The organism is Luedemannella helvata (assembly GCF_039528415.1).
In the GTDB taxonomy this organism is placed as follows: domain Bacteria; phylum Actinomycetota; class Actinomycetes; order Mycobacteriales; family Micromonosporaceae; genus Luedemannella; species Luedemannella helvata.
The window spans coordinates 1-629 of record NZ_BAAALS010000128.1 but is presented as its reverse complement, the minus strand read 5'-3'; the positions used below and the strand labels follow the sequence as shown (position 1 = coordinate 629).

The following is a 629-nucleotide window of genomic DNA, read 5'->3' as shown; positions in this document are numbered from 1 at the left end:
GTCCGCGAGGATCTCGATCACGCGGCAGGCGAGGCCTTCGGCACGCCACTCCTCGGACAGGGCCAGGGCCGGGGCGGCCATCAGGCGGCGTCCGGCGTGCGGTACTGGATCTCGCGGCGGAGGCCGGCGGCCTGGGCGGTGCAGGCGGCGGCTTCGGCGTGGTCGCCGGCCTTGCGGGCGGTGGCGGGCAGCTCCTCGAAGAGGGTGGCGGCCATCGACGCGTGGGCTGCGGCAGCGTGCAGACGCTGCGGGGTGGGACGCTCTACGGACGACCGAAATGCGCTACCACTGGTAGCGGGGCTACGATCCGACATCAGGATCACTCCTCCTGTTGCTGCAGGTGGATGGGTCTTAGGCCCCGAGTCATAGGTGCTGGAACACCGTCGACTCGGGGTCGCCTTGTTTCGACAGCACAGACCGTAGCACGGTCTACCGCTGGTGGGATACTCTACGAAGGAAGTGACCGTGAAAAACACCGAGGAGGATGGATGACAGGGGCCACCCACCGGCTCGCGGACGCCCTCCGGGCCGCGATCGAAGCGGGCGACTACCCGCCGGGGGCCGCGCTGCCGTCCGCCGAACGCCTAGCAGAGGAGCACGGCGTCGCCCGTGCCACCGCCCAGAAAGCC

General features: G+C 70.1%; 2 protein-coding genes. One reads left to right on the top strand and one right to left on the bottom strand.

Translation table 11 applies throughout. The features are described 5' to 3' along the window. Positions 1-80 precede the first annotated feature (80 nt). Positions 81-215, bottom strand: a complete 135-nt coding sequence (locus tag ABD191_RS29080; protein WP_344089186.1) for a hypothetical protein — start codon at positions 213-215, stop codon at positions 81-83. 129 nt (positions 216-344) lie between these two features. Here ABD191_RS29080 and ABD191_RS29385 point away from each other — a divergent pair. Continuing rightward, on the top strand, positions 345-629 hold a 285-nt coding region (locus ABD191_RS29385; protein WP_425560906.1), incomplete at its 3' end, for a GntR family transcriptional regulator.

What these genes read in the sequence shown, in the direction of transcription:
- ABD191_RS29080 (WP_344089186.1), bottom strand. Translation starts at nt 215, where the DNA reads ATGGCCGCCACCCTCTTCGAGGAGCTGCCCGCCACCGCCCGCAAGGCC.